The organism is Streptomyces sp. NPDC058663 (genome assembly GCF_042716745.1).
In the GTDB taxonomy this organism is placed as follows: Bacteria; Actinomycetota; Actinomycetes; order Streptomycetales; family Streptomycetaceae; genus Streptomyces.
Map to the genome: position 1 here is coordinate 1 of NZ_JBHXRV010000104.1, position 5,560 is coordinate 5,560.

5 protein-coding genes are annotated in these 5,560 nt (G+C 70.5%); 3 read left to right on the forward strand and 2 right to left on the reverse strand.

Annotated elements, in window-relative coordinates; genetic code table 11:
• Positions 1-80: 80 nt before the first annotated feature.
• Entirely contained in the window at positions 81-461 is a 381-nt protein-coding gene (locus ACFWVV_RS37590; protein ID WP_384359087.1) for a hypothetical protein, read from the forward strand.
• A gap of 249 nt (positions 462-710) precedes the next feature.
• Here ACFWVV_RS37590 and ACFWVV_RS37595 read toward each other — a convergent pair whose 3' ends face one another.
• Together ACFWVV_RS37595 and ACFWVV_RS37600 are read right to left on the reverse strand one after the other, a co-directional pair.
• Positions 711-1,538 (reverse strand): hypothetical protein, encoded by an 828-nt coding sequence (locus ACFWVV_RS37595; protein WP_384359085.1) that lies wholly within the window; start codon positions 1,536-1,538, stop codon positions 711-713.
• A complete protein-coding gene (locus tag ACFWVV_RS37600) occupies positions 1,538-2,308 on the reverse strand; it encodes a ParA family protein (protein WP_384359083.1) in 771 nt (256 codons plus the stop codon). The genes ACFWVV_RS37595 and ACFWVV_RS37600 overlap by 1 nt, the downstream gene beginning before the upstream one ends.
• A 586-nt stretch (positions 2,309-2,894) precedes the next feature.
• Here ACFWVV_RS37600 and ACFWVV_RS37605 point away from each other — a divergent pair.
• Together ACFWVV_RS37605 and ACFWVV_RS37610 are read left to right on the forward strand one after the other, a co-directional pair.
• Positions 2,895-3,473, forward strand: coding sequence for a hypothetical protein (locus ACFWVV_RS37605; RefSeq protein WP_384359081.1), 579 nt, complete (start codon positions 2,895-2,897; stop codon positions 3,471-3,473).
• Positions 3,467-4,372: an ATP/GTP-binding protein gene (locus tag ACFWVV_RS37610; protein WP_384359079.1), complete on the forward strand. Its 906-nt coding sequence runs from the start codon at positions 3,467-3,469 to the stop codon at positions 4,370-4,372. The genes ACFWVV_RS37605 and ACFWVV_RS37610 overlap by 7 nt, the downstream gene beginning before the upstream one ends.
• Positions 4,373-5,560: the final 1,188 nt, after the last annotated feature.

A 5,560-nucleotide genomic window follows, 5' to 3' on the forward strand; every position in this document is an offset into this window, starting at 1 on the left:
GCCACACCCCCCCCCCCGCGCCGTGGGGGGATCCCCCGGGTACCCGGGGTACCCACCACGGGCGGATCGTTGGACGTCTAATGACGACGTCCTCGCACTCCGCCAGCCCCGTACCCGCTCTCGCCGACGCGGCCGCCGACGCCGTGTGCGCCCTCGCGGACGCGGTCGCCACCGGCTGGCCGGCCGACGCGGGCGGCACCGACGACGCCCTCGACGCGCTCGACGTCCTGCTCGGGGCGCTCGGCCACCTCGATGCCGATGCCGCCCGCCTTCTGGCCCCGGCCGTCCTCGCGGCCGCCCGCCTCCGACACCACCTCGACTCGTACACCGCCGACCAGGGGGCAACCCCCAACCCGTCTCCGGTGCCCGTCATTCCGTTTCCCCGTACCGCCCCCGGCCGGCCAGGAAGCCGACCCCAGCGCCGCGGACTCGGCCCCGGTTACCAAGGGATCCAGCGCTGACCCGGCGCCGCGCTGAGCCGTTGTCCGCTGCCCGGAAGCGTGCCGCGCAACGCCGGGCCCGCGTGCACGCGTTGGAACTGGTCTCGCTGTTCCCCTGGGGAACACCCCTCAGGTCCGGTCTCGGCTGTTCCCCTGGGGAACACCCCTCAGGTCCGGTCTCGGCTGTTCCCCTGGGGAACACCACGGGTGCATAAGAGGGGCCACCGGTCGGGGACCGCGGCTCCTCACAGTGTGAGGAGCCGCGCCCGGCTATCCCGCTGGCGGGAGCTGCGCGCGGATCTTGTCGACCTGTGCCTGGACCTCATCAAGGAAACGGTGGGCGTCGGCGGTGTTCCGTGAGGCCAGCCGCTGTACCCAGCGGGCCGACACCGCCCGCTGCGCCTGCACCGTGAAGTCGACGGTCGGTTCTTCGTCCGGCCCGTCCGTCTCCGCGCCGCTCAGGGAGGCGACATGCTCGCGGACGAGCGCGGCGACCGCGCCCGGTTCGTAGTTGTCGTGAGTGGGCAGCGCGTCGACGGTGCTCTTGACGACCTTGGCCGTCACCTCGGGGCCGCCGGTCTCGATCACGGTCCGGTACACGGCTACCGCTGCTTCGGTGCCCCAGGCCTTCGCGAGCGGCACCAGCTCCCACACCTGGGCCTGGTTCATCTGCCGCAGCGCCTGCTCCGCGGTCGGGCCCGGTGCGGGGCTGCCCTTCGGTTTGGCTCCAATTGGAGCCAAACCGTTCGACAGGTTTTCGAACACGGCTTCCGCGATCTTCCACGTCCGGATCAGTTTGTTCGCCTGCGCCTTGCTCATCCGCCAGTACTGCCAGACGAACTCCTCGAACGTCGGGGCATCGGCCCGGTAGAGCTTGCCTTCCCGGATGCTCTCCAACGCCTTGCCCGCCAGCCAGAACGCCCACTGGAGGGTGTCGACGGCCGCCCGGCACTGGGCCAGCTGCTGCTGCTCCTCAGATGTGAGCGTGGTCGGCTGCTGGGAGAGCGGCCGGCGCAACGGCTTCAGCGCCTTGGCCATGTCGACGGCGCTCTTGTAGTCGAACTGCTCCTGCGCGGAAGCGCCTCGCTGCCTGCCCATCAGATCAGCCCCTCGATGCCCAGAGCCAGCTTGTAGAAGTCCTCACGGGCGCGCAGCGCGGTCCCGGACTCCGGGTACTGGATGACCGTCAGCCCCTTGTCCGGAGCTTGCGCGTGCAGCTTGTAGCGGCGGATCGGCTGCGACACGTACGGGTAGCCCCGGACCTCACACCACTCCTGCATCTCCCGCAGATCCGCCTTCGTGCGGTCCGTGCCGGAGTCCCAGTTGTTGATCACGATGCGGAAGGGGATGTTGCGCGGCCGCAGCAGCCGCTCGATGGTGAACTCGGCCGGGCTGTGAGTGAGCGTCTCCACCGGCACGATCGGCACCAGGGCCAGATCGGTGTGCTCCAGGACCTCGCGCATCGCCTCCGCGGCCGGGCCCGTCCCCAGAGGATCGAGCGCGTCGGGATCGGCGTCCGGGTCGATGTCCGCGAAACCGGGGGTGTCCACGATGACGCGCAGCACCTCGGGGTCGCCCACCAACTCAGGCAGCTCCCCCAGCTTCCCGCGCGTGACGACGTAATCGAAAGGGAGCCGGTCATCCGGCACCTTGCGCGCCCACGACTCCAAGGAGCCCTGCAAGTCGATCCCGACTGCGACGACCGGGCACGGGCCGTCCACCTTCGTGGGCGGGTTGTTCTCGCCCATCACGGCGGCGGCATTGACGGCGATGGTGGACTTCCCCGCGCCGCCCTTCTGCTGAAAGATCGAGATCACTTTCGCGCGACGGCGCGCAGTATCGATCGCGGCATGCTGAACGGGTGCCATGTGGCAGTTCCTCCGTTGGCTTCCCCAGGACGGGTACTCGGACAGAACGAATGTTGCCAGAGGGGACACCGCCTCGATGTCCCGCCCCGCCGCAGGCCACCGCAAGCAGTCATACAAATCAGATGGGCCCGGTGCTCTGTACCGCGAGCGGCCGGTGTCTCGCAGTGAGAGACACCCGGTGATGTCGGGTCCGTCTGCACCCCGCTGACCTGCCGTGGTTAGTCCGTCAAGAGCCGTGGTTAGTGCCGTGGTTAGTACCATGGTTAGTACCGCGCTGAGGGCGGACACGGACTTACCACGGCACTAACCACGGGAAGACCGGCAACGCACTGGCCCGCGCCCTCGACCGCCGGTGGACGCTCGGGCAGGGCCCGGGAGCGCCGGTTACCGGTTACAGGCGCTCCGGGGCCCTGCCGTCTCCCCCTGAGCAGCGCGAAACCGTGTGTGCGCGGGGCCTGTAACCGGTAACCGGTAACCCCTCAGCGGGGCGGTACCCGGCTCCGGCAGCGTCGGGCTTGTGACGGAACGGATGCGTACCGTTACGGTGATCGTCCGCGTAGGTGATCACCCCGGGGGTGGCTGGTACATGGGCACGACGGCACGGCTGACGGCGGCAGGCGGCGCGCTCGCGCTCGTCCTGGCCCTGGCGGGATGCAGGGGAGACGCCGGTGCTCCGGCGGCGCCTGAGGCCCCCTCAGCGGCTGCGGCGCCCCCGGCCCGGTCGACAGCTCCGGCAGATCCGGATGCGGCGCACAAGACGGCGGTGCTGGGCGCCTACCGGTCGATGTGGGTGGAGCAGGCGCGGGCGTACCGCAAGGCGTCACCGGACGGGACGGACCTGGCGAAGTACGCGACGCTGACCGCGCTGGGGAAGTTCCGGATGGATCTGCGGCACATGAAGAAGACGGACACCGTGATGAGGGGCGAGCTGGGGCACGCTCCGAAGGTGACCGGGCTGGATCTGCGGGCGAAGGTGCCGGCCGCGACGGTGCAGGACTGCGTGGACCTGTCGAAGTGGGAGACGGTCGACACCCGCACGGGCAAGGTGCTGCCCCTGCCGACGCAGCAGCCGCTGCGGTACGTGGCGACGGCGACGGTGGAGCGGTGGGACGGCGGCCGGTGGATGGTCACCGACTACACGCCAGACGGGTCCCGCACGTGCTGAGGCGCCCGGTCCAGTCCGCGGTTGCCTCCGTGCTCCTGGCGGCGGTGCTCGCCCCGGCCGCGCAGGCCGACGACGGCCCGACGGTGAACGGCGGGCAGGCCACGTGCGGGCGCGGCAGCGTGTTCTCCGTGACGGTGTGCGCCGCCGACTCCTCCTCGTCGCCAGGGTTGGCCGGCTCGTCCGGGGCCGCTGGAGTTTCGTCGGCGAAACCGCCGAAGAGGTCCACGGGCGGGCAGCCGCCCACCTGTACCTACGAGAAAGTCACGCCGCAGCCCCCGGCGGGCAGTCCGCTGTGGGAGGGCCGCAAGCCGGGCAAGGGCGCGATCTGGATCGCGGTGTGCGACGACACCCAGACCTCCCGCCCGGTCTGGATCGCGGACGGCGCGGCCCCGGCCCCGGCCGCGCCCGCGATCGACCCGGAGGTCGTGGCGCAGCAGGCGATCGACGCGGCGCGCCTGGACGGTCCGAAGGTGGCTAGCCCAAAGCCCGGGCGGCCGTACCTGATCGGGCTGCCGGTGTGGATGTGGGTGGAGCCGACCGAGTCCACGTACGGGCCGACCACCGCGACCGCGACGGCCGGCGGCGTGACGGTCTCCGCGACGGCGACGGTCACCTCAATCGCCTGGACCATGGGCGACGGCACCACGGTCACCTGCCCCGGACCGGGCACCCCGTACTCCCCGGCCCGGGGCACATCCCCCTCCCCGGACTGCGGCCACCGGTACACCCGCCTCGCGCGCCCTCTCGGGCAGCCCTACCGGGGCACCGCCACCTCGACCTGGACGGTGGACTGGCAGGTCGTCGGCGGCACCGGCGAGACGGGCACCTTCACCGAAACCCGGCAGACACCGTTCACCCTGGACCTCCACGAGATGCAGGCCGTGGGCACAGCCCCCTGACAGAACCCCTGCCACAGCACCTGACAGAACCCCTGACGGAACCCCTGACGGAACCCCTGACATCGGTTTCGCGTCGGCGCGACGTTTCCCCAGGTCAGCCCCCGTGGTCAGTACGTCGGCGAATCCTGACAACCCCCTCACAGCCTCCTGTCCCGCCACCCCTGGGGAAAAGGGCGGGGCAGCAGTCCAGGAAGCTGCTCGGGGGCCGGGCGGCAGGTTCTTCTTCCGGGCCGGGCTCGCGGGGCTCGCCCGCGCCGCAGCATCGCCCCGGGCCGCACTGCCCGCGCCCGTTGCCTTACCCGTTGCCTTAGGGGTTGCCTTAGCCCTTGCCTTACCCGTTGCGCACCCATCTGGGTAACGGGCGCGTTTCCCCAGGTCAGCACCCGTGGTTGGCGCCTGGGAAAACCCTGACAACCCCCTCACAGCCTCCTGTCCCGCCACCCCTGGGAAAAGGGCGGGGCAGCAGCACAGGACGCCGCTCGGGGGTCGGGCAGCAGGTTCTTCTTCCGGGCCGGGCTCGCGAGGCTCGCCCGCCGCGCCGCACACCGCCCTCCGTGGGGCGGGCCGGGGAGCGGGGTCAAGTCGGGGTACTGGGGGCCTGGAGGTCATTTGGGCGGTGCCTGTGCCCGGCGTCAGTTCTCTTTCCGGGGCGGTTATTCGGGGTCGTTGAATTCGTGTGGCGTGAATTGGTGACCTGGAATTCATGGAATTCGGGGGTGGGTTCGGATTGTGGTGGGTGGGGTTCGGGTCGGGTGGTCTGGTTTCTGCTCGCGGGGGTGCTGAATTCGAATGCGGTGCCTGACGGTGTATCAGTTTGGTGTGTGGGTGGGGTGTTGGGTGCGAGTCGGCGGATGGGGTGCGGGTGTTTGTGCAGTTCAGAGGGGGTGTGCAGGTTGGGTGAGCGGGTGGGGTGGACGGTGGCGGGGTTGGGAGGGGGTGCGTCAGGAGGGTCCATTTGATCGGGAGTCCATTTTTGACGCACCGACAGGAACGGTTCCCACCACCGCCCCCGGGTCGGGACGGCGCAGGGAAGTTGGTTACTCTGTGCAATCGAGCCCACCGGCCCAGGCCGCCCTCTGCCGTAGCCAGCCCTCGCGAAGCGGGCCAACTCGACTGCGGAGCAGGCGAGTTGCTGGTGCGGAGCACCAGAGTCCGGGAGGCCGCGAAGCGGTCGCCCGGACACGCAGG

Bases quoted from the DNA above. Each gene is read 5' to 3' on its own strand.
- ACFWVV_RS37595 (WP_384359085.1), bottom strand. From the start codon at position 1,538: ATGGGCAGGCAGCGAGGCGCTTCCGCGCAGGAGCAGTTCGACTACAAG.
- ACFWVV_RS37590 (WP_384359087.1), top strand. From the start codon at position 81: ATGACGACGTCCTCGCACTCCGCCAGCCCCGTACCCGCTCTCGCCGAC.
- ACFWVV_RS37600 (WP_384359083.1), bottom strand. From the start codon at position 2,308: ATGGCACCCGTTCAGCATGCCGCGATCGATACTGCGCGCCGTCGCGCG.
- ACFWVV_RS37605 (WP_384359081.1), top strand. From the start codon at position 2,895: ATGGGCACGACGGCACGGCTGACGGCGGCAGGCGGCGCGCTCGCGCTC.